This window comes from Microbacterium sp. zg-YB36 (genome assembly GCF_024623575.2).
In the GTDB taxonomy this organism is placed as follows: domain Bacteria; phylum Actinomycetota; class Actinomycetes; order Actinomycetales; family Microbacteriaceae; genus Microbacterium.
The window spans coordinates 1-20,206 of record NZ_JANJFD020000010.1 but is presented as its reverse complement, the minus strand read 5'-3'; the positions used below and the strand labels follow the sequence as shown (position 1 = coordinate 20,206).

The window sequence follows — 20,206 nt, the reverse complement described above, 5'->3', positions numbered from 1 at the left end:
GGTAGAGGTGATTTTCCCGGGGCGGATACATCTCACGGCGGATGCCGCGGCATCCACCGGTCCCGTAGCGTCGAGGGGTGTTCCGCGAGTTGAAGCCCTACCAGATCGTCGTCGACGTCGTCGTGGCGGTCCTGTTCGCGATGGTCGCGCTGCCCGCGGAGATGGTCGCCGGCCAGAATTCCAGCTTCGGGTACAACGATCTCTCCGCGGCGCTGGTGGTGCTGGCGATGACGTCGGCCCTGGCGGTGCGGCGCTTCTCGCCCCCGCTGGCACTGGGCCTGGCCTGGTCCGGCGCCATCGTGCAGATGGCGTTCACGCGCGGTCCCGGCTTCGCCGACGTCGCGATCTTCGCGGTGCTGTATGCCACCGCCGCGTACGGCACCCGGCGGGTGTTCTGGGCGGGCTTCGCCTCGGTCATCGTCGGCGCCGTCGTGATCGCGTGGTACCTCATCCTGCCCGCGGCGGACTTCGCCGGCGCCATCAGCACGGGAGTCGCGGTGCTGATCGCCGCGCTGTTCGGGCTGGGACTGTCGTGGACGACCGGTGCCCTCGTGCGCACCGCCATCCGCGCCCGCGAGAACCGCAAGGCTCAGGTGGCCGCCGAGGCGGAGACGGTCACGGAGCAGGAGCGGGTGCGCATCGCCCGCGACATGCACGACGTCGTGGCGCATTCGCTCGCGGTCGTGATCGCCCAGGCCGACGGCGCCCGGTATGCCGCGGCGGCGAACCCGCAGGCGGCGACGACCGCGCTGGGCACCATCTCCACGACCGCGCGGTCGGCGCTGTCGGACGTGCGACTGCTGCTGACGCAGCTGCGCCACAGCCAGGGTGAGGGGCCGCAGCCCACGATCGCCGACCTCGAGGAGCTGTACGCGCAGGTGCGCGCCGCGGGCGTCGACCTGCGGGTCACGGTGCATCCGATGCCGCCGGGCGAGCCGCCGGCAGCCGTGCAACTGGCGGTGTACCGCATCCTGCAGGAGGCGCTCACCAACGCGATGCGCCACGGCGGCCGCGGTCCCGTGCAGGTGTGGCTGGCGTGGCATCCCGGCCGGGTGACGCTGTCGGTCGGAAATCCGCTGCCCGAGGGCGCCTCGCCGTCGGAGAGCGCCGGGCGAGGGCATGGCCTCATCGGCATGCGCGAGCGCGCGCAGCTCGTCGGCGGGCACTTGGATGCCACGGCGGAAGGCCGCGCCTTCGTCGTGCGGGCGACCCTCCCGATCGGGGCGGCAGCATGAGCGCCGGGGTGATCCGCGTGGTCCTGGTGGACGACCAGGCGCTGTTCCGCGCCGGCATCCGCATGCTGGTCGACTCCCAGCCGGACCTGCAGGTCGTGGGTGAGGCCTCCGACGGCCGGGAGGCGCTCGCTGTCGTCCGCAGCACCCGGCCGGACATCGTGCTGATGGACATCCGGATGCCGGTGATGGACGGCCTCACCGCGACCGCCGAGCTGCTGGCCGACCCGGTGCTTGACGGCGCCGCCCCGCGCATCGTCATGCTCACCACGTTCGACCTTGACGAGGCCGCCGCCCGCGCGATTCGGCAGGGGGCCAGCGGATTCCTGCTGAAGGATGCCGAGCCGGAATTCTTGCTCGGCGCGATCCGCACGGTGCACGCCGGCTCCGCCGTCATCGCGGCGGCGGCCACCCGCGCCCTGTTCACCCAGTTCGCCGAGCCCGCCCGCCCCGTGCCGCCGCAGTTCGGCGCGCTCACCGACCGGGAGCGGGAGATCTTCGCGCTCGCCGCGCGGGGGCTCAGCAACGCCGAGATCGCGGCGCGGGAGTTCCTCTCCGAGGCGACGGTGAAGACGCACATCAGCCGCATCCTGGCCAAGCTGGGCCTGCGCGACAGGGTGCAACTGGTCGTGTTCGCCTTCCAACACGGCCTGGTCTGACCCGGCGCGCAGGGAGACTGTGGCACAGACCCCTTGTGCATGCAGAGTAGTTTGCGGTACAAAGTACATATGCCTACCGTGCCCCTGCCCGCGTCGCCGTCCGACGACGAACCGCTCTCCGCCCCCGAGATGCTCGCCCTACTGGCAGACCAGCAGCGCAGCGTCGAGTCGCAGATGGGCGCCTTCGTGCCCGTCATCGTCGCGGTGTGGGGCATCGCCTGGCTCGTCGGGTTCGGCGCCCTGTGGCTCATCGACGGGCTCGCCCCGGCGTTCTCGCTGCCGGTGCCGGTGGGCGTGACGGTCTTCACCGTGCTGCTGGTCGGCGCCATCGCGCTGTCGACCGTGCTCGGCATCCGCTCCGGTCGCGGTGTGCGCGGCTCCAGTGCGGAGGCGTTCACCGGCGCCACCTACGGCGCCACCTGGATGGTCGGCAGCCTCGCCATCGGGGGACTCGGGCAGGGGCTCATCGCCAACGGCATGAGCGCGGAACTGGCGGGGCTGTACTACCCGGCCGCCTTCGTGATCTTCAGCGGCATCATGTACATGCTCTCGGCCGTGATCTGGCGGGCCGTGCCGATGTTGGTGCTGGGCGTATGGATGCTGGTCATCGGCGTCGCGGCACCCTTCTTCGGCGCACCCACCCACTACCTCGTGCTCGCCCTCGCCGGCGGGGGCGGCCTGCTGATCCTCGCCGCGGCATCCTTCGTCCATCTGGTGCGGCTGCGTCGCCGGGTCGTCCGGGCGGTGCGCCATGGATGAGCTCGATCCCGTCATCCACGCCCAGGCGCGGCTGCGGATCATGGCGGCGCTGGCCACCCTCGCCCCCGACGACCAGATCTCCTTCCCCCGGCTGCAGGAGCTGCTGGAGATGACCGCAGGCAACCTCTCCACTCACCTGCGCAAGCTCGAAGAGGCCGACTACGTCGTGATGGAGAAGACGCACAAGGGTCGCACTCCGATCACCTATCTGGCGCTGTCGCGCCGCGGGCGCCGTGCCTTCGAGGATTACACCGACGCCCTCCGCACCGTTCTGGGAGCACCGTCATGACCACCGCACTCGCCTCGTTCGACCGCGTGACCCGACGCTACGGCGATCTGATCGCCGTCGACGATGTCACCCTCGAGATCCATCCCGGCCAGATCGTGGGGCTGCTCGGACCCAACGGCGCCGGTAAGTCCACGCTGCTGGCCCTCCTGCAGGGGCTGCGACGCCCCACCTCGGGGACCGTGCGGCTGCGCGGCGGCGACCCCCGCGACCAGCGCAACCGGCAGCGGTTGGGCTCCACCCCGCAGGAGACGGCACTGCCCGAGTCGCTGCGGGTGGGGGAGGTCATCGACTTCGTCGGCGGACACTTCGCACGTCGGGTGGCCACCGCGCAGCTGGCCGAACAGTTCGGGCTCGAAGACCTGCTGCGCCGGCAGACCGGGTCGCTCTCCGGCGGCCAGAAGCGGCGCGTCAGCGTCGCGCTCGCGTTCGTCGGCGCCCCCGACCTCGTGCTGCTGGACGAACCCACCACGGGGCTGGACGTCGACGGCCGCCGGGCGCTGTGGGACGCGATCCGCGCCCAGCACGCCGCCGGCGTGACGGTCGTGGTCACGAGCCACTACCTCGAGGAGATCGAGGCCCTCGCCGAACGGGTCGTGGTCGTCGGCGGCGGCCGCATCCTCGCCGACGACGTCCTGGCGTCGGTGCTGCGGCGGGTGGGGCGCAGTCGCGTGCGACTGCGGACGACGGATGCCGGCGGCGTCGCCGCCCTCGATCCCGCCGCCCACCACGACCGCGACGACGACGCCGACGTGTTCACCACCGGCGACGCCGATGGCTTCGTCCGCGCGCTCGTGCGCAGCGGCATCCCCTTCGAAGACCTGACCGTCCGCGGCGCGACCCTCGAAGAGGCGTTCCTGTCGCTGACCGCATCGGAAGCGAGCCGATCATGACCGACACCGCACTGCGCGCCCCGGGGCTGGTGCGCATGACCGCTCTGCACGCGAAGTACTCGCTGGTCGAGACGATGCGCATCCCGATCGCCCTGATCGGGTCGCTCGTCTTCCCCGCCCTGGCCCTGCTGTTCTTCGTCGTCCCCAGCCGGTCGGTCGCGGAGGACCCCGTGATGGCCACGCAGGCCGTGATCTCGTTGTCGGTGTTCGCCGTGATGACCAACGGGCTGTTCAGCTTCGGGCTGACCATCGCCGAGAACCGCGAGAAGCCATGGGACCCGTATCTGCGCACCCTTCCCGCCGGCGGGCTGGCGCGAGTGCTCGCCCAGATCTTCTCCACCGGCGCCCTCGGACTCGTCGCGATCCTCCCGGTCATCATCGTGGGGGCGCTCACGACCGCGGCGACCGCGTCGCCGGCGCGGCTGCTGGCCGGGTTCGTCGCGCTGGCGATCACGGCGCTGCCGTTCATGCTCATCGGCACCGTCATCGGTTACACGATGCCCATGAAGGCGGCGATCGCCGTGGTGCAGATCGTCATGTTCGGGTTCGCGTTCGGCGGCGGGCTGTTCCTGCCGCCGGCGCTGTTCGCGGACTGGCTGAACACCCTGTCGATGTGGTTCCCGTCACGCCACGCGCGGGAGGTCGTGGTGTGGGCGGTGCAGGGCGGCGACCTGCAGTGGTGGGCGTGGGTCGGCGTGATCGGCTGGACGGCGGCACTGCTGTCGCTGGCGCTCGTGATGTTCCGTCGCGACGAGGGGCGTCGCTTCCGCTGACTGGGCGGGCGCTGAGCGCGGGATCATCCTTGCGATGTAGGGGGATGCCACTGCGGGCCGACGCGGCCGGAGGGGAGCGATCCGTAGCTTCGGTGGCATGGAGATCACGACCACCGAGCTGGGGCTCGCCGCCCGCGTGCAGCACCTCACCAAGACCTTCGGCCTCGGCGACAGCGCCGTGCGCGCCCTCGACGACGTGACCGTCGGCATCCGCCGCGGCGAGTTCACCGCGATCATGGGGCCCTCCGGATCGGGCAAGTCCACCCTGATGCACGTCATGGCGGGACTGGATGCCGCCACGAGCGGCCGCACCTGGATCGGCGACACCGAGATCACCGGGCTGTCCGACCTCGAGCTGACGCTCTTGCGTCGCCGCCGCGTCGGGTTCGTCTTCCAGGGGTTCAACCTCGTGCCGACGCTGGACGCGATCGGCAACATCCTGCTGCCGTTCGATCTGGACGGCCGTCGTCCCAGCGCGGTCGAGCGCGCCCGCGTCGACGGGCTCATCGAGACGCTCGGGCTCGGCGCCCGGCTCGGGCACCGCCCGCACGAACTCTCCGGCGGACAGCAGCAGCGCGTCGCGATCGCCCGGGCGCTGGCCACCGGCCCCGACCTGGTGTTCGCCGACGAGCCCACCGGCAACCTCGACTCCCGCAGCGGCCGGGAGGTGCTGAGCCTGCTGGCGTCGGCATCCCGCGACCGCGGGCAGTCGATCGCGATGGTCACGCACGATCCCGGGGCCGCCGCCCACGCCGACCGGGTGATCTTCCTCGCCGACGGCCGCATCGTCGCCGACAAGCCGCGGCAGAGCGCCGAGGAGATCTCGGCATTCATGCTGGACACCGAGATCGCCGCCGCGCTGGGCGGTACGGCGCTGGGCAGCGACGGGGTGCGGGCATGACCGCCGTCGTCGCCGGTACCGCGGTCGCCGGCGGCGCAGGGCCGCGGGGCGCGGCATCCACTCGTCTGGCGTGGCTGCGCGAACGGGGGATGGGGGCGACCGTGCTGGTGTCGGCGATCTCCGCCGCGTTCGGGGTGGTGCTGCTGACGGCGACCGGGTACCTCGCGGCGGTGCTGCACGCGGATCCGTTCTACGGCGACAGCGAGACCCTCACGCTGGTCGTGGGGATCCTCAGCATCGTGCTGGTGGCCGTGTCCGTGTACGTCGGCGCGCTGGTCACCGCCAACACGTTCGCCACGATCGTCGCGGGGCGCACCCGGCAGATCGCCCTGCTGCGGCTGATCGGGGCATCGGCGTCGTCGCAGCGCGCGCAGGTGGCGGGGCAGGGCCTCGCCGTCGGCGCGATCGGGGCGTTCCTGGGCCTGGTGGGCGGCACCGGCGCGTGCGTCGTCGCGATGCCCGCGCTCGATCGTCTCAGCGGTGTCGACGCCGGGTACGTCGCGGCGGGCCCCCCGCTGCTCGTCCCGGCGATCGCCGTCGCGCTGACGACGTGGGCGGCGGCGTGGGCCGGGTCCCGGCGGGTGCTGGCGGTGACGCCGCTGCAGGCGCTGGGAGGGTCGGTGGAGGCCACGCGCGAGCAACTCGCCCACCGACCGCAGCGCAACCGCTGGGCGCTGGCGCTGCTCGGGCTCGGGGTGCTGCTGCTGGCCGGGGGGATCCTGGTGGGGCTCATCACCCCGCTGGGTGTCGTGGTCGCGTTCTTCGGCGGACTGTTCTCGTTCACCGGACTGACCCTCGCCGCGCCCGTGGTCATGCCGCCGCTGCTACGGCTGACCGGACGCGCGTTCGGCGGATCAGCCCCGGCGCGGCTGGCCGCCGAGAATGCGCTGCGCTACCCGGAGCGCTCCAGCCGCATGGCGATGGGGGTCGTCATGGGAGTCGCGCTGGTGACGATGTTCGCCGTTGCGACGGAGTCGGTGAAGGCGCTGCTGGCGCGGTCCTCCGGCGGGGAGGTGCATGCGAGCATCTCGCAGACGCTTGACTCGTTCGCCGCGGTGATGATGGTGCTCGTCGGCGTGAGCGCCGTGATCGCCGCGGTGGGGCTGGTCAACCTGCTGACGATCGGGGTGGTGCAACGGCGCCGCGAACTCGGGCTGCTGCGCGCGCTGGGATTCACCGGCGGGCAGGTGCGGCTCATGGTGCTGCTGGAAGCGGTGCACGTGACGGTGACGGCGCTCGCGTTCGGGCTCGTGCTCGGGGTGCTGTACGGCTGGGCGGCGGCGCAGTCGCAGCTGGGTTCGGTGCAGACCCCGCCCGACTGGATCTCGCCGACCTTCGTCGCCCCAGCGGTGCCGTGGCTCGCGGTGGTCGTGGTGGTCGCCGCGACGACCGTGCTCACGCTCGTGGCGGCGGTGGTCCCCACCCGTCTCGCGACCCGCGTCGCGCCCGTCGCCGCCCTCGCCGAGTAGGCCCCGGGTCAGGGCACGGGCGCGGCGGGGGGCTCGGGGTCGAACGCCCACGTGCGGGCGAGGGTGCGCAGCCGTGCGGCCCGCCACTGCCACACGCCCCACAGCACCGGCCACAGCGCCGGGGCCGCGGCGCCGCCGATCACGAGCCGCTCTCGCCACAGCGTACGGCCGGGGTCGCCGGGCGCGGGCGAGACCGCCATCTGGTGATCCCACACGTCCAGGGCCGCCAGCGGCCCGGTCAGCGGGATGCCGCTGTCGCGCATCACCCGTACCTCGCCCTCGGACGACTCCACGCGGCGGTCGCTCACATGGATGAGCTGCTGCCCCAGCTGCACACCGGCGGTGCGCAGCCGCACCGGGATGTCGGCTCCGGACTCCAGCCGGGTCGGCAGCCCGGCGGCATCCATCGGGGCCATCTCCACCAGCGGGCCGTACAGCTCGGCGACGGCACGGGGGGAGTGCAGGGCGCGCCACGCGGCATCCGCGTCGCAATCCAGAACCAACTTCAGCAGAATCCGCATGCGAGCAGTCTCGCATCCGGTAGCTTGGGAGCGCTCCCACGTCGCGCTCACCCCCGAGGACACTGATGACCACGAACCCCGCCACCGAGACCGGGGACCGCTCGCACGTGCGCCCACCCGTCGAGTCCGTCGCGCAGATCTCCGCGCTGCTGCTGGACACCGACCCGACGCTCGACCCGGCACTGGCCCGCACGGCGCGGCAGGCCGCGGCCGAGGGTGCGGTGCTGCTGCGCAACGACGGCACCCTGCCGCTGGGCACCGACGCCGGCGTCGCGGTGTTCGGGCGCGTGCAGATCGACTGGTTCGCCGTCGGCTACGGCTCCGGCGGCGACGTGAAGGTCCCCTACGTCTGGAACCTGCTGGCGGGTCTCCGCGACGCGGGCGTGCAGGTCGACGAGGAACTCGCCCAGGTGTACACGACGTGGACGGCCGAGAACCGCCCGTCGTACGAGGGCACGTGGGGGCAGTGGCCGCACCACTTCCCGGAGATGCCGATCGACCCGGCCCTCGTCACGGACGCCGCCACCCACGCCGAGACCGCCGTCGTGGTCATCGGCCGCGCCGCCGGCGAAGCGCGCGAGAGCGTGCTGGAGCCGGGCAGCTTCTACCTCACCGACGACGAGCGGATGCTGCTCGACCACGTCACCACCGCCTTCGCGCGCACCGTCGTGGTGCTTGACGCCGGCAACGTCATGGACCTGTCGTGGCTGGGCGACTACGGCGACCGCATCGGCGCCGTGCTCTACGCCTGGCAGGGCGGCATGGAGGGCGCCCGCGCTGTGGCTGCGGTGCTCGCCGGCGAGATCGCCCCCAGCGGCAAGCTCACCGACACGATCGCGCACACCTATTCCGATTACCCGAGCGCCGCCAACTTCGGCCACTCCGATTTCAACGTCTACGCCGAGGACGTCTTCGTCGGCTACCGCTACTTCGAGACCTTCGCGCCCGACCGGGTGCAATTCCCCTTCGGCTTCGGCCTCGGGTACGCCGCCTTCGCGTTGACGGTGATCGAAGCGACGGCGGATGCGACGACGGATGCCGGGCTCGTGCGCGTCACCGTCGAGGTGCGCAACACCGACGCGGTGCACAGCGGCAAGGAGACGGTGCAGGCGTACCTCGCCGCGCCCGACGGCCGCCTCGGCAAGCCCGCTCGCGCTCTCGCCGCGTTCGCGAAGACGGGCCTGCTCGCACCGGGTGAATCCGAGCGGCTGACCCTGGAGTTCCGCCTCGCCGACCTCGCGTCCTACGACGATTCCGGAGTCACCGGGCACCGCAGCGCCTTCGTGCTCGAGCCCGGGGACTACGCCGTCCTGGTGGGCACCGACGTGCGCTCGGCATCCGTCGCGCTGACCGTGCCCGTCGCCGAGTTGCAGGTCGTCCGCCAGGTCGCCGAGGCCGCCGCCGCCCGCACGCCGTTCCAGCGGATGACGCTGGCCCGGGACGACTCCGGCGCCGCCGTCGTGGCGTGGGAGGACGTGCCGCTGGCCACCGTCGACCGCCGCGAACGCATCCTGTCGGCGCTGCCGGCCGAGATCCCGGCGACCGGCGACCGGGGGATCACCCTGGATGCCGTCGCTGCCGGCCGCGCGACGCTGGACGGCTTCATCGCGCAGCTGTCGGCGGAGGAGCTGTCACTGCTGGCCCGCGGCGACGTCACGATGCACAGCCCGCTGGGCGCACCGGGCAACGCCGGGGTGCTCGGTGGCGTCTCGGAGTCACTCCGCGCCAAGGGCGTCCCGCCGATCACCACGACCGACGGCCCCAGCGGCCTGCGACTGTCGGCATACGCCTCGCTGCTGCCCTCGGGCACGGCCCTCGCGTCGACGTGGAACCCCGCCCTCGTGCGGGAACTGGCGGCCCTGCACGGCCAGGAGATGCTGCGCAAGGGGTCGGACGTGCTGCTCAGCCCCGGCATGAACATCCACCGCGATCCGCTCTGCGGCCGCAACTTCGAATACTTCTCGGAGGACCCGCTCGTCACCGGGCGCTTCGGCGCCGCGATCGTGCAGGGCGTGCAGTCGGCGGGGGTGTCGGCGTGTCCCAAGCACTTCGCCGCGAACAACCAGGAGACCAACCGCACCCGCAATGACTCCCGCGTCTCGGAGCGGGCGCTGCGGGAGATCTACCTGCGCGGCTTCGAGCTGTGCGTCGCCGAGGCGCAGCCGCGCACGATCATGACCTCCTACAACCAGATCAACGGCGTGTGGGCGCATTACCACTACGACCTCGTGACGGCGATCCTCCGCGAGGAGTGGGGCTACACCGGTTGCGTCATCACCGACTGGTGGATGGAGGATGCCGCCGACCCCGATTTCCCCGATCTCACCGACAACGCCTACCGCGTGCGCGCCCAGGTCGACGTGCTCATGCCCGGCGGGGTCAAGACCTCCCAGGGCCCGCAGGCCTACGCCGACGAGACGATCCTGCAGTCGCTGGCCCGTCCCGACGGGATCACGATCGCCGAGCTGCAGCGCGGCGCGCGCAACGTCCTCGGCCTGGCGCTGGCCCTCGCGCCCGTGCTGGCCCGCCGCACCGACGCGTAGCCTGGAAAGATGCCCCACCCGTTCGACCAGTCCCGGTACCAGGTGCGCTTCGAGCGCGGCGCGGAAGGGCTCGATCGCCTCGCGCCGGCCGACGTCGTCGTGGTGGTCGATGTGCTGCGGTTCTCCACGACGGTGACGGATGCCACCGCATCCGGGGCCTCGTTCGCACTCGACGACGCGGCGCACGCGGTGTCGATCAACGGCGCCGCGGTGGCAGCGCACGCGGCGGCATCCGGGGCGGTCGTGCTGCTCGGGTGCCTGCGCAACGCGGCGGCCGTGGCCGACGCGATCCTCGCCGAGCAGCACCGTCGCGCCGCGCGCACGAGCATCGCCGTCATCTCGGCGGGGGAGCTGGACTCGCGTGGGGACGGCGCCGGACTTCGGGTGGCTGTGGAGGACGACCTGGGAGCCGGCGCGGTCATCGACGCGCTGGCCGACCGCGGCATCGACCACACGTCTCCCGAAGCCGCCGCGGTGTGCGAGGCGCTGCGGGGGCTCCGTCCCGCGGTGCGGCACCTGCTCACCGCCGCCGGGTCGGGGCAGGAGCTGCTGGAGCGGGGCCTGGCCGAGGAAGTGCGCGCGGCCGCCGAGATCGACGCCACCGACGCTGTGCCGGTGCTACGCGATGGGGTCTTCGAGCGGTACTGAGCCCGGGCGTCTGCTCCGCCCCCCGGTGCGTCAGCGCGGCCGGGTCAGCGCGGCAGCTGCGCGGCCAGCCGGGTCGCCGGGGTGATCTCGCGGCGCTGCCACTGGAACAGGAACCTGGTGTCGAACGTCGGCGCGCACCGGGCACACGACACGGCGCGTGTGACGCGTCGATGCCGGTAGGCCACGTGCCCCGCAGGGCAGCGGCCGACCCACGGCGCCAGCTCGTTCGCCGGCTCGCCGTGGTGGGTCACCCCGCCGGTGTAGCCGATCCCCTGCGCGGTGCGACGCCACGTCGGGCCGTGGCCCGCCCGCGCGCCGGCCAGTGCGTGCGCCACTTCGTGCAGCAGCGTCTGCCGATTGGCCTCGTCGTCGTCGCGGGCGGAGAGGTAGCGCGAGACGCTGATGCGTTTATCGCGGTAATTGCACAGCCCCGCTCGTCGCTTGGCGTGGTCGAAGGCGAACGACCACGAGTCATCGAGGTGGGCGGCGATGAGTTCCTGCGCCATCCGGCGCACGTCTTGCGGTTCGGACATGACCGGAGACTAGAACAAACCTACGACACTCAGACTGCGACGGATGTGCGACCGCGGCGACGCTCTGCGGCATCGATCGCCAGCAGCGCCGATTCCAGCTGGTCGTCCGGCGCCCCGGCCTCCTGGCGCAGGAACAGCGACCTCTTGAAGTCCGCGCGCGCCGAGACGAAGTCGCCCGTGTCGTAGTGCACCTTGCCGCGGTGCTGGTAGGCGAACGCTCCTACCCCCGCCCAGCCCTGGCCGTCGGCCTCTTCCGCGCAGGTCGTCAGTTCCTGCTCGGCGGCGGCGTAGGCGCCGCGGAACTGCATGATCGTGGCGTGCAGCACGCGGGCGCGCAGCAGGTCCTTGCGGGTGCCGGCCATGCGCGCGAGGCGCACCGACTGCTCCGAGATCATCAGGGCGTCATCCAGCCGGCCGAGTACCTTCAGCAGCCACACGCGCTCCAGCAGAGCCGCCAGGCTCCGCTGCTCGCCGATCTCGTCGAGACGCTCCTGGCAGCGCTCCAGATCCACCTGCTCGCGCAGGGTATCCGGGTCATACCCGAGGATGTAGCTCACGATCGACTCCCTCCATGCGCGGCTCGCTTGTCCAGTGTCACCCGGCGAAGCGCGAGTGGTCCGAGGGCACGCCGGGACCCCGGCATCCGACGTCCAAGTCCGTGCCCCGCGCACCGGTTCTTCGGGGTTGTGCAGTTCTTCGGACCCGATCGACCGAAACCCTCCGAAGAACCGGATTTCTCCGAAATCGTGGCGGGCCGAGAGTGGATGCCGCGCAGTTCGGGCCGGCATCCGCGCTGCATTCGCACACCGCGCACCACTTCTTCGGGGTTCTGCAGTTCTTCGGACCCGATCGACCGAAACCCTCCGAAGAACCGGATTTCTCCGAAATCGTGGCGGGCCGCCCGCCTCAGCGCTCGAACACGGATGCCGCGGGCTTGGGCGACGGCGTCGAATCGGCATCGGTGGCCACCCGGGCGCCCCGGACGAACTCGTCCAGCTCCGCACCCTGCGCGACCTTGGCGGGGTGGGGGCCGGATGCCATGAGTCTCGGCAGCCACTCGGTCGGAAGGGGCGACGAGGATGCCGCGATGACGAGGTTGCCGAACCGGCGGCCCTTGAACAGCTGCACCTCGGCGAGCACGATGACGTGCCCGAACACCTCGCGCACCGTCGCCACCTGGCGCCGGGCGAACGCCAGACCGGATCCGTCGGCGACGTTGACCAGCAGCACGCCGTCGGGCGCGAGCACACGGGCCGCCGCCCGGTAGAACTCGACCGTCGTGAGGTGGGCGGGCGTCTGCGAGCCCGCGAACACGTCGGACACCAGCAGGTCCGCGTTGCCGATGAGTGCCGGGGGGAGCCGGTCGAGCCCGGCACGGGCGTCGCCGATGCGCATCCGCACCTGCGCGCCGCGCGGCAGCGGCAGGTTCTCGCGCACCAGGTCCACCAGGGCCTGCTCGAGCTCGATGACCTGCTGACGCGAACCGGGCCGGGTCGCCTCGATGTAGCGGGGGAGGGTCAGCGCCCCGGCGCCGAGGTGCACGGCCGACAGGGGCTGCCCCGGCATCCGCAGTCGGTCGATCACCGCGCCCATCCGGGCGACGTATTCGAAATGCAGGTGCGTGGGGTCGTCCAGGTCCACGTGCGACTGCGGTGTGCCGTCGACGTCGAGTTCGAACCCCGAGACGAAGCGCGACGGCACGATGCGCGCGATCGTGCCGTCGGACAGGCGCGCCTGCGGTGCCGGTTCTTCGATATGTGCGCGCGCCATGGCATCCACGCTACCTGCGCAGTCGAAACAGGATCGAGATAAAGGCGTAATCAACCGGTCTGCCCCGCAACGGTAGCGTCGAGGAAATCACTCGCTGTGAAGTCGCTGAGCGGCCCGACAGCGTTCCTCTCATTGGAAGGTGCACGACCCATGCTCCATTCACGTATCCGGCGGGGGGCCTTCACGGCAGCCGCGGGTGTGGCCTTGGCCGCGCTCGTGCTGTCGGGCTGCTCCAGCCAGCGCGGTGGCACCGACGACGCGACCGGCGACGCCGATGTCGACGGCACGTTCGTCTTCGCAGCCTCCTCGGACCCCGGCAGCCTCGACCCCGCCTTCGCGCAGGACGGCGAGAGCTTCCGCGTCTCACGTCAGATCTTCGAGGGCCTCGTGGGCACCGAGCCCGGCACCGCCGACCCGGCCCCGCTCCTGGCGGAGTCGTGGGAGTCGGCCGAGGACGGCCTGAGCCACACCTTCACGCTGAAGGAGGGTGTCACCTTCCACGACGGCACCGACTTCAACGCCGAGGCCGTCTGCGCCAACTTCGACCGCTGGTACAACTGGGAGGGCCTGGCCGCCAGCGAGGCGCTCGGCTACTACTACTACAAGCTGTTCCGCGGCTACGCCTCGAATCCCGACGAAGCGGTCTACAAGTCCTGCACCCCCGACGGCGAGACGACCGTGACGGTCGAGCTGAACCAGCCGTTCGCCGGGTTCATCCCCGCCCTCTCGCTGCCGTCGTTCGCGATGCAGAGCCCGACCGCGATGGCCGAGTTCGAGGCCGATAACGTGGGCGGCACGGCCGAAGCCCCGACGCTGTCGGAGTACGCGACGGGGAACCCCGCCGGCACCGGTCCCTACGTCTTCGAGGAGTGGGCGCCGGGCGAGCAGATCACCCTGACGGCCAACCCCGACTACTGGGGCGAGGCGGGCCAGATCGACGAGATCATCTTCCGCGTGATCGACGACCCGACCGCACGCCGCCAGGCGCTGGAATCGGGCTCGATCGACGGCTACGACCTCGTCGGTCCCGCCGACACCGCCGCCCTCGAGGAGGACGGCTTCACGATGGTGTCGCGTCCGCCGTTCACGATCCTGTACCTCGCGTTCAACCAGGCCGTTCCCGAGCTGCAGGACCCGCTCGTGCGCGAAGCGCTGTCGTACGCGATCGACAAGGATGCTCTCATCTCGCAGGTGCTGCCGGAGGGCACCGAGAAGGCGACGCAGTTCATGCCCGAGACCGTCAACGGCTGGAACCCCGACGTCACCACGTACGAGTACGACCCGGCCAAGGCCGAGGAACTGCTCGCGGAGGCCGGCTACACCGAGGCCAACCCGCTGACGCTGACGTTCAACTACCCCGTCAACGTGTCGCGCCCCTACATGCCGGACCCGGAGCAGATCTTCACGGTGCTGTCCACGCAGCTCGGTGAGGTCGGGGTCGTGACCAACCCGGTGTCCAACGAGTGGGTCGACTATCTCGACCTCACCAGCGGCACCCCTGACCACGGCATCCACCTGCTCGGCTGGACCGGTGACTACAACGACACCGACAACTTCCTCGGTGTCTTCTTCGGCGGACCGTCCATGGAATGGGGCTTCGACAACCCGGAGCTGTTCACGGCCCTCACCGAAGCTCGCGGCATCGCCGATCTCGAGGAGCAGTCGGAGCTGTACCAGGACATCAATGAGATGGTCGCGACGTTCATCCCGGGCGTCCCGCTGGCCCACCCGGCGCCGACCCTCGCGTTCGACCCGCGCGTGGAGAGCTACCCGGCCAGCCCGGTCAACGATGAGGTCTTCACCGACATCGTGCTGACCGAGTAAGCGCTGCCCCTGCCGTAAGGTGCGGTGCGGGACGAGGTGACTCCTCGGCCCGCACCGCACACCCGACGACGAGAGACTCCCGCATTGCTGCGCACTATCGGCAAGAGGCTGCTGCTTCTTATCCCCACCCTGTTCGGGTTGAGCCTGCTGTTGTTCTTCTGGGTGCGAGCGCTCCCGGGTGGGCCGGCCGTCGCCCTCCTCGGTGAGCGGGCCACCCCCGAGGCGGTCGCCCGCATCAACGAGCTCTACGGCTTCAACGAGCCCATCGTGGTGCAGTACGTCACCTGGATGGGGCGGCTGCTCTCCGGTGACTTCGGCGTCTCACTGCAGACGTCGCGCCCCGTCACCGAGGAGTTCCTGCGCCGCTTCCCTGCGACGATCGAGCTGTCGCTGCTGGCGCTGATCATCGCGGTGGGAGTCGGCATTCCGCTGGGCTACTGGGCGGCCCGCCGCCACGGCAAGCTCACCGACCACGCCGCGGTCGTGTTCAGCCTCGTCGGCATCACGATCCCGGTGTTCTTCCTGGCGTTCATCCTCAAATACATCTTCGCGGTGCAGCTGGGGTGGCTCCCCAGCGACGGCCGACAGAACCCCCGCATCGACGCGACGCACTACACCGGCTTCTATGTCCTCGACGGCATACTCACCGGAGAGTGGGATGCCGCGTGGGACGCCTTCCTGCACCTGCTGCTGCCCGCGCTGGCACTGGCGACGATTCCGCTGGCCATCATCGTGCGCATCACCCGGGCCTCGGTGCTGGAGGTGCAGAACGCCGACTACGTGCGCACCGGCGCCGCCAAGGGCATCTCCCGGAGCACCCTGCGCGACCGGTTCATCCTGCGCAACGCGATGCTGCCGGTGATCACGACGGTCGGCCTGCAGGCGGGTCTGCTGCTGTCGGGGGCGATCCTCACCGAGACGGTGTTCGCCTTCCCCGGCATCGGCTCTTTCCTCGCCGGTGCCATCTTCAGCAAGGACTACCCGGTGCTGCAGGGCTTCATCATCTTCATCGCGATCGTCTACGCCCTGATCAACCTGTTCGTCGACGTCTCCTACAGCGTCATCGACCCGAGAGTGAGGGTCTCATGAGCTCCAGCATCCTCCCTCCCGCCCCCAGCGGCGGCCCCGTCGACGACACCGCCGTGGTCGACCGGGGGCTGCTCGCCGCCCAGACCCAGGGCGGCGGCTTCTGGCGTGACGTGTTCCGCCGGCTGCGCCACAACCCCACGGCATGGGTGGGTGCGGCGATCATCTTCGCGTTCGTCATGGTCGCCGTCTTCGCCCCGTGGCTGGCTCCCTACCCGGAGACGGCGCTGCCGGGCGCGAGGTACATCACACCCACGTACATCCCCGGGCCCGGGGAGCTGCCGCAGTTCCCGCTGGGACTGGACCGCTTCGGCGGGGACGTGCTGTCCAAGCTCATCTGGGGCGCGCAGGCGTCGCTCATGATCGGCATCGTCTCCACGGTGTTCGGCCTGGCAGGTGGCGCCGTGCTGGGACTGCTGGCCGGCACGTTCGGCGGCTGGGTCGACAACCTCGTGATGCGATTCGTCGACATCCTGCTGTCGGTGCCGAGCCTGCTGCTGGCGGTGTCGATCGCCGCGGTGCTCGGGCAATCGCAGATGGCGGTGATGATCGCCGTCGGCGCGTCACAGGTGCCGATCTTCGCGCGCCTGCTGCGCGCATCGATGCTGCAGCAGAGATCGAGCGACTACGTGCTGTCGGCGCAGACCCTGGGCCTGGGCCGCGGCCGCATCACGATGAGCCACGTCCTGCCCAACAGCGTCGGGCCGGTCATCGTGCAGGGCACGCTGACGCTGGCCACGGCCGTCATCGATGCCGCGGCGCTGTCGTTCCTGGGCCTCGGTGGTGGACGCCCCGAGACGGCGGAGTGGGGCCGCATGCTCACCTACGCGCAGTCGGAGCTGGCGATCGCGCCGTGGCTGGCGTTCCTCCCCGGCATCTGCATCGCCATCACGGCACTGGGCTTCACCCTGCTGGGGGAGTCGCTGCGCGAGGCGATGGACCCGCGCACCCGAAGCCGCTGACCCGCGGCATCCGCTCGCGGGGGTCTAGACCGCGATGTCGAGCTCGTTGCCCGGGATGGATGCCAGCAGTTTGCGGGTGTACGGGTGGCGGGCGTTGGTGAAGATCTCCTCGGAGCTGGCCGCCTCCACAAGTTCACCGGCCCGCATGACGCAGACGTAGTCGCTGATCAGCCGCACGACGGCGAGGTCGTGCGAGATGAACAGGTAGCTCTGGCCGTACTCGCGCTGCAGATCGCCCAGCAGGGTCAGGATCTGCGCCTGTACCAGCACGTCCAGCGCCGAGACCGGCTCGTCGCAGACGATGAGGTCCGGCGACAGTGCCAGTGCCCGCGCGATGGCGACGCGCTGCCGCTGACCGCCCGACAGCTCCGACGGATAGCGGCGCAGCATCGACTGCGGCAGGGCGACATCGTCCATCAGCTGGCGCACGCGCGCGGCGCGCTCTTTGCCGGAGCCCCGTTTGTAGAACGTCAGCGGCTCTTCGATGATCCGCTCGATCGTGAACATCGGGTTCAGCGACGAGTAGGGGTCCTGGAAGATCGGCTGCACCTTCTGCCGGAAGCTGCGCAGCTCCCGCCCCTTCAGCGAGGCGACGTCCTGCCCGTCGAAGCGGATGGACCCCTTCGTCGGCTCGACGACCTTCAGGATCATGCGCGCCGTCGTGGTCTTGCCCGACCCCGACTCGCCCACGATCGCCACCGTCTCGCCGCGCGGGATCGCGAAGGACACATCGTCGACGGCCGCGAAGTCGTCCTTCGTGCCCCGCACCTTGTAGAGCTTGGTCAGCCCCTCCACCTCGAGGATGTTGTCGACGGATGCCGCGGCCGGCGTCGCCGCCGGGGCCGGGGTGCGCGGCGTCGTGGTCGCGGGGGCGTCGGCTGCGGGGGTCGCGGTCGCCGTCGCGGGGGTCAGCGGCGTCGGACCCGATGCGGGCGCCGGGCCTGCGGCATCCGCGTGCCGGAAGACCTCGGGGCGCAACCGCACGGCCGACACCGAGGGAGCCGCGGCGATGAGCGCCTTGGTGTAGTCGGCCTGCGGGTCCTCGAGGATCTGCCGGGCGGTGCCGTGCTCGACGACGCGGCCGCGGTGCATGACGATCACGTGCGAGGCGCGCTCGGCGGCCAGGCCCAGGTCGTGGGTGATGAGCATGAGGGCGGTGCCCAGCTCCGCGGTCATGCGGCCGAGCTGGTCGAGGATCGTCTTCTGGACGGTGACGTCCAGGGCGCTGGTGGGTTCGTCGGCGATCAGCAGCCGGGGGTTGCAGGCCAGCCCGATCGCGATCAGGGCGCGCTGGCGCATGCCGCCGGAGAACTCGTGCGGGTACTGCTTGGCGCGCCGGGCGGCGTCGGGCAGGCCCGCCGCGGCGAGGGTCTCGACGACCTTCTTGTCCACGTTGGCGCGGTTGGCCATGCCGTGGGCGAGCAGGGTCTCGGCGATCTGCGTGCCGATCTTCGACACCGGGTTGAGGTTGGACATCGGATCCTGCGGCACCAGGCCGATGGACTTGCCGCGGATCTTGCGCATCACCGACTCCGAGGCGCCGACCAGTTCCTGGCCGGCAAGGCTGATGCTGCCCTCGGCGATGCGGCCGTTGCCGGCGAGCAGCCCGATCACGGCCATCGCCGTCGTCGACTTTCCCGAACCCGATTCGCCGACGATCGCGAGGGTGTCCCCGGCGGCCAGGTCGAAGCTGATGTTCTCGACGGCGCGCACGGGGCCGTCCATCGTGCCGAACTCGACGGCGAGATCGCGGACCTGCAGCAGCGGCGCGGCATCCTGAAGCATGCGGTCCATCCTGCCCTGCCACAGCAGCGGGTGCACGGATGCGGCGGCAGCCTTTACGCAGTCGTAACGCGCCGCCGCCCGTCGGAATTCAGGCTGAGGAGCGCCGAACCGCCCGTGGGAGCCGGATTCCGCCGCTCAGCCTGAATTCCGACGGCTCATCGGCCGCGACGGCGGGCTACCGTGGTCGCATGCGCGCGATCGACCTCAACGCCGACCTCGGCGAGACGGTCGACGGCGTGCCCACCTCCGACGATGCGGCCCTGTTCGCCGTGATCACCAGCGCCAGCGTCGCGTGCGGCGGTCACGCCGGCGATGCCGCCTCGATGCGCGCCGCCGTCGCCGCCGCCGCGGCCGGTGCCGTCGCCGTGGGCGCCCACCCGTCCTTCCCCGACCCCGCGAACTTCGGCCGCGTGCACCTGAGCGTCGATCCGGCGCTGCTGCGGGCGCAGGTCACCGGGCAGCTGGACGCCCTGGCGGCGGCGGGCGCCGACATCCGGTACGTCAAGCCGCACGGAGCCCTGTACCACGCGGTGTCCGCCGACGCCGCGGCGGCCGCGGCGGTTGCGGCATCCGTCGCCGACCTGTCCGCTCGGCTCGGACGCGCAGTCCCGGTGCTCGGGCTCGACGGCGAGATCGTCGCGGCCGTCGCTGCGGCGGGGCTGGGATTCGTGCGCGAGGCGTTCCTCGACCGCGCCTACCTCCCCGACGGCACCCTCGTGGCGCGCGGCGTGCCGGGTGCGGTCCTGCACGACGCCGGCGAGGTCGCCGACCGGGCGGTGCGCCTCGCCGTCGACGGGGTCGTGGTGGCGGTGGACGGTGCGCTGGTGCAGACGGATGCCGCGTCGTTGTGCGTCCACGGCGACTCGCCGGGAGCGGTGGCCATGGCCCGCGCGGTGCGGGCGGCGCTGGTGGCGGCGGGGGTCACGGTGCGGGCGCCGTGGTGACCGAGCCCGGCCCGCGGCTCCTGCCGTTCGGCGCGGGCGCGGTGCTGGCCGAAGTGGCAACGCTCGCCGCCGCGCGGGACCTGCATGCCCGGCTGCAGGCGTCGCGCCCGGCGGGCGTGGTCGACCTCGTGCCGGCGGCGCGCACGGTGCTCGTACGCCTGGACCCCGCCGTGCTGTCGGTCGCGGCCGCGCGCACCTGGATCGCCCACGCGCCGGATGCCCCTCCCGCGCGGGCGGACGCCGGCGAGGTCGTGATCCCGATCTCCTACGACGGCCCGGACCTCGCCGAGACGGCGGAGCTGCTCGGCATCACGGCCGAGGAGTTGGTGCGACGCCACCGCGACGCGGTGTGGACGGTCGCGTTCACCGGCTTCGCGCCCGGGTTCGGGTACCTCGTCAGCGACGACTGGCCGTACGACGTGCCGCGGCTGGCCGCCCCGCGCACCAGGGTGCCCGCCGGGAGCGTCGGGCTGGCGGCCGGGTTCACCGGGGCCTACCCGCGAGCCACGCCCGGCGGCTGGCGGCTCATCGGCCACACCGACGCCGTGCTGTTCGACCCCGCCGCCGCCTCCCCGGCGCTGCTCGCCCCCGGCATCCGCGTCCGCTTCGTCCCCGCCC

Annotated in this window: 20 protein-coding genes; 15 read left to right on the top strand and 5 right to left on the bottom strand. The window is 71.6% G+C overall.

Translation table 11 applies throughout. From position 1 onward, the window contains the following. Positions 1-77: 77 nt before the first annotated feature. The 8 genes from NQ151_RS13845 (at position 78) to NQ151_RS13810 (ending at position 6,972) form a co-directional block, all read left to right on the top strand. The gene (locus NQ151_RS13845; protein WP_257509046.1) at positions 78-1,235 is read left to right on the top strand and encodes a histidine kinase; all 1,158 of its coding nucleotides are present in this window, start codon (positions 78-80) and stop codon (positions 1,233-1,235) included. Further along, on the top strand, positions 1,232-1,891 hold the full coding sequence (locus tag NQ151_RS13840; protein WP_257509047.1) for a response regulator: 660 nt from the start codon (positions 1,232-1,234) through the stop codon (positions 1,889-1,891). The genes NQ151_RS13845 and NQ151_RS13840 overlap by 4 nt, the downstream gene beginning before the upstream one ends. A gap of 69 nt (positions 1,892-1,960) precedes the next feature. Next, a complete protein-coding gene (locus NQ151_RS13835; RefSeq protein WP_257528441.1) occupies positions 1,961-2,650 on the top strand; it encodes a hypothetical protein in 690 nt (229 codons plus the stop codon). Continuing rightward, complete coding sequence (locus NQ151_RS13830; RefSeq protein ID WP_257528440.1) at positions 2,643-2,939, top strand: transcriptional regulator; 297 nt, start codon at positions 2,643-2,645, stop codon at positions 2,937-2,939. Before NQ151_RS13835 ends, NQ151_RS13830 begins: the two co-directional genes overlap by 8 nt. After that, positions 2,936-3,829: an ABC transporter ATP-binding protein gene (locus NQ151_RS13825; protein ID WP_257528439.1), complete on the top strand. Its 894-nt coding sequence runs from the start codon at positions 2,936-2,938 to the stop codon at positions 3,827-3,829. The genes NQ151_RS13830 and NQ151_RS13825 overlap by 4 nt, the downstream gene beginning before the upstream one ends. Then, entirely contained in the window at positions 3,826-4,602 is a 777-nt protein-coding gene (locus NQ151_RS13820; protein ID WP_257528438.1) for an ABC transporter permease, read from the top strand. Before NQ151_RS13825 ends, NQ151_RS13820 begins: the two co-directional genes overlap by 4 nt. A gap of 97 nt (positions 4,603-4,699) precedes the next feature. Further along, on the top strand, positions 4,700-5,503 hold the full coding sequence (locus tag NQ151_RS13815) for an ABC transporter ATP-binding protein (RefSeq protein WP_257528437.1): 804 nt from the start codon (positions 4,700-4,702) through the stop codon (positions 5,501-5,503). Continuing rightward, positions 5,500-6,972 carry an ABC transporter permease gene (locus tag NQ151_RS13810; RefSeq protein ID WP_257528436.1) on the top strand — a complete coding sequence of 491 codons (1,473 nt, stop codon included), beginning with the start codon at positions 5,500-5,502 and terminating at the stop codon, positions 6,970-6,972. The genes NQ151_RS13815 and NQ151_RS13810 overlap by 4 nt, the downstream gene beginning before the upstream one ends. Positions 6,973-6,980: 8 nt before the next feature. Here the strand turns inward: NQ151_RS13810 and NQ151_RS13805 are convergent, their stop codons facing one another. Beyond that, positions 6,981-7,493: a hypothetical protein gene (locus tag NQ151_RS13805; RefSeq protein ID WP_257528435.1), complete on the bottom strand. Its 513-nt coding sequence runs from the start codon at positions 7,491-7,493 to the stop codon at positions 6,981-6,983. Positions 7,494-7,558: 65 nt separating this feature from the next. On the opposite strand from NQ151_RS13805, the gene NQ151_RS13800 reads away from it, so the two are divergent. Together NQ151_RS13800 and NQ151_RS13795 are read left to right on the top strand one after the other, a co-directional pair. Beyond that, positions 7,559-10,036 (top strand): glycoside hydrolase family 3 protein, encoded by a 2,478-nt coding sequence (locus NQ151_RS13800; protein ID WP_257528434.1) that lies wholly within the window; start codon positions 7,559-7,561, stop codon positions 10,034-10,036. A 9-nt stretch (positions 10,037-10,045) separates the two neighbouring features. Next, positions 10,046-10,684: a 2-phosphosulfolactate phosphatase gene (locus tag NQ151_RS13795; RefSeq protein WP_257509052.1), complete on the top strand. Its 639-nt coding sequence runs from the start codon at positions 10,046-10,048 to the stop codon at positions 10,682-10,684. Positions 10,685-10,728: 44 nt separating this feature from the next. Here the strand turns inward: NQ151_RS13795 and NQ151_RS13790 are convergent, their stop codons facing one another. From NQ151_RS13790 to NQ151_RS13780, 3 genes are all read right to left on the bottom strand, one after another. Further along, positions 10,729-11,217, bottom strand: coding sequence for a SprT-like domain-containing protein (locus tag NQ151_RS13790; RefSeq protein WP_257509053.1), 489 nt, complete (start codon positions 11,215-11,217; stop codon positions 10,729-10,731). A 29-nt stretch (positions 11,218-11,246) separates the two neighbouring features. Continuing rightward, positions 11,247-11,774, bottom strand: a complete 528-nt coding sequence (locus tag NQ151_RS13785) for a hypothetical protein (protein ID WP_257509054.1) — start codon at positions 11,772-11,774, stop codon at positions 11,247-11,249. A 349-nt stretch (positions 11,775-12,123) separates the two neighbouring features. Next, positions 12,124-12,987, bottom strand: coding sequence for a spermidine synthase (locus tag NQ151_RS13780; protein WP_257528433.1), 864 nt, complete (start codon positions 12,985-12,987; stop codon positions 12,124-12,126). Positions 12,988-13,137: 150 nt separating this feature from the next. Between NQ151_RS13780 and NQ151_RS13775 the strand changes: the two genes are divergently transcribed. The 3 genes from NQ151_RS13775 (at position 13,138) to NQ151_RS13765 (ending at position 16,859) form a co-directional block, all read left to right on the top strand. Continuing rightward, positions 13,138-14,811 carry an ABC transporter substrate-binding protein gene (locus NQ151_RS13775; protein ID WP_257528432.1) on the top strand — a complete coding sequence of 558 codons (1,674 nt, stop codon included), beginning with the start codon at positions 13,138-13,140 and terminating at the stop codon, positions 14,809-14,811. Between the two features lie 84 nt (positions 14,812-14,895). Next, on the top strand, positions 14,896-15,900 hold the full coding sequence (locus NQ151_RS13770; protein WP_257528431.1) for an ABC transporter permease: 1,005 nt from the start codon (positions 14,896-14,898) through the stop codon (positions 15,898-15,900). Further along, positions 15,897-16,859 carry an ABC transporter permease gene (locus NQ151_RS13765; protein WP_257528430.1) on the top strand — a complete coding sequence of 321 codons (963 nt, stop codon included), beginning with the start codon at positions 15,897-15,899 and terminating at the stop codon, positions 16,857-16,859. Before NQ151_RS13770 ends, NQ151_RS13765 begins: the two co-directional genes overlap by 4 nt. 24 nt (positions 16,860-16,883) lie before the next feature. Here NQ151_RS13765 and NQ151_RS13760 read toward each other — a convergent pair whose 3' ends face one another. After that, entirely contained in the window at positions 16,884-18,644 is a 1,761-nt protein-coding gene (locus tag NQ151_RS13760; RefSeq protein ID WP_374113820.1) for an ABC transporter ATP-binding protein, read from the bottom strand. A gap of 188 nt (positions 18,645-18,832) precedes the next feature. Between NQ151_RS13760 and pxpA the strand changes: the two genes are divergently transcribed. Both pxpA and NQ151_RS13750 read left to right on the top strand, forming a co-directional pair. Further along, positions 18,833-19,588, top strand: a complete 756-nt coding sequence (pxpA, locus tag NQ151_RS13755; RefSeq protein WP_257528429.1) for a 5-oxoprolinase subunit PxpA — start codon at positions 18,833-18,835, stop codon at positions 19,586-19,588. Continuing rightward, a partial coding sequence (locus tag NQ151_RS13750; protein ID WP_257528428.1) for a 5-oxoprolinase subunit B family protein occupies positions 19,585-20,206 on the top strand: 622 nt, incomplete at its 3' end. The genes pxpA and NQ151_RS13750, both read left to right, overlap by 4 nt.

Excerpts from the sequence above, each read along its gene's own strand:
- NQ151_RS13800 (WP_257528434.1), top strand. The coding sequence starts at position 7,559 with ATGACCACGAACCCCGCCACCGAGACCGGGGACCGCTCGCACGTGCGC.
- NQ151_RS13765 (WP_257528430.1), top strand. The coding sequence starts at position 15,897 with ATGAGCTCCAGCATCCTCCCTCCCGCCCCCAGCGGCGGCCCCGTCGAC.
- NQ151_RS13795 (WP_257509052.1), top strand. The coding sequence starts at position 10,046 with ATGCCCCACCCGTTCGACCAGTCCCGGTACCAGGTGCGCTTCGAGCGC.
- NQ151_RS13820 (WP_257528438.1), top strand. The coding sequence starts at position 3,826 with ATGACCGACACCGCACTGCGCGCCCCGGGGCTGGTGCGCATGACCGCT.
- pxpA (WP_257528429.1), top strand. The coding sequence starts at position 18,833 with ATGCGCGCGATCGACCTCAACGCCGACCTCGGCGAGACGGTCGACGGC.
- NQ151_RS13760 (WP_374113820.1), bottom strand. The coding sequence starts at position 18,644 with ATGCTTCAGGATGCCGCGCCGCTGCTGCAGGTCCGCGATCTCGCCGTC.
- NQ151_RS13780 (WP_257528433.1), bottom strand. The coding sequence starts at position 12,987 with ATGGCGCGCGCACATATCGAAGAACCGGCACCGCAGGCGCGCCTGTCC.
- NQ151_RS13840 (WP_257509047.1), top strand. The coding sequence starts at position 1,232 with ATGAGCGCCGGGGTGATCCGCGTGGTCCTGGTGGACGACCAGGCGCTG.
- NQ151_RS13815 (WP_257528437.1), top strand. The coding sequence starts at position 4,700 with ATGGAGATCACGACCACCGAGCTGGGGCTCGCCGCCCGCGTGCAGCAC.
- NQ151_RS13775 (WP_257528432.1), top strand. The coding sequence starts at position 13,138 with ATGCTCCATTCACGTATCCGGCGGGGGGCCTTCACGGCAGCCGCGGGT.
- NQ151_RS13810 (WP_257528436.1), top strand. The coding sequence starts at position 5,500 with ATGACCGCCGTCGTCGCCGGTACCGCGGTCGCCGGCGGCGCAGGGCCG.
- NQ151_RS13835 (WP_257528441.1), top strand. The coding sequence starts at position 1,961 with ATGCCTACCGTGCCCCTGCCCGCGTCGCCGTCCGACGACGAACCGCTC.
- NQ151_RS13830 (WP_257528440.1), top strand. The coding sequence starts at position 2,643 with ATGGATGAGCTCGATCCCGTCATCCACGCCCAGGCGCGGCTGCGGATC.
- NQ151_RS13790 (WP_257509053.1), bottom strand. The coding sequence starts at position 11,217 with ATGTCCGAACCGCAAGACGTGCGCCGGATGGCGCAGGAACTCATCGCC.
- NQ151_RS13825 (WP_257528439.1), top strand. The coding sequence starts at position 2,936 with ATGACCACCGCACTCGCCTCGTTCGACCGCGTGACCCGACGCTACGGC.
- NQ151_RS13805 (WP_257528435.1), bottom strand. The coding sequence starts at position 7,493 with ATGCGGATTCTGCTGAAGTTGGTTCTGGATTGCGACGCGGATGCCGCG.